Raw genomic sequence first — 693 nt, forward strand, 5'->3', positions numbered from 1 at the left:
CAAGCGACAATTTCTTCTTCAACCTCAGCAGCCAGGATGCGATCGTCGCACTGTCTGGACAGCTCAAAACAGCAGCAGTTGCGATCATGAAGATCGCAAACGATCTTCGCTGGATGAACTCTGGCCCATTGGCTGGCTTGGGTGAAATCGAACTGCAAGGCTTACAGCCGGGTTCATCAATCATGCCGGGCAAAGTAAACCCGGTTATTCCTGAAGCCGCAGCCATGGCGTCAGCGCAAGTGATTGGCAACGACGCAACCATCACCATCGCGGGTCAGTCTGGCAACTTCCAGTTGAATGTTATGCTACCCGTGATTGCACATAATATTTTGGAGAGCATTGAGCTCGTTGCGAACAGTGCGACCGCCCTTGCCAATAAGGCGATTGCGACCTTTGACGTTCGACAAGATAACCTCGATATTGCTTTGGCCAAGAATCCGATTTTAGTCACCGCACTAAATCCGGTGATCGGGTATTTGAAAGCGGCAGAAGTCGCGAAAAAAGCCTACAAACAAGGACGAGCCATCATTGATGTGGCCGAAGAGGAAACGGATTTAGACCGCGAAACGCTTGAAAGGCTGCTTAATCCAGCCAAATTGACTCAAGGTGGCGTGGCTGAGTAAAGCACCGCTTTGAAGATCCGCAGAATACAAAGAGACCTCTCATTGGAGGTCTCTTACTATCTGGCTCATG

At 50.2% G+C, this 693-nt stretch carries 1 protein-coding gene; it reads left to right on the forward strand.

What is annotated here, in order from left to right; genetic code table 11:
• Positions 1–623 (forward strand): lyase family protein (locus R7E78_RS26830; RefSeq protein ID WP_318058699.1); only part of this gene is annotated, 623 nt, incomplete at its 5' end.
• Between the last annotated feature and the right edge of the window lie 70 nt (positions 624–693).

This window comes from Vibrio sp. YT-19(2023) (assembly GCF_033337395.1).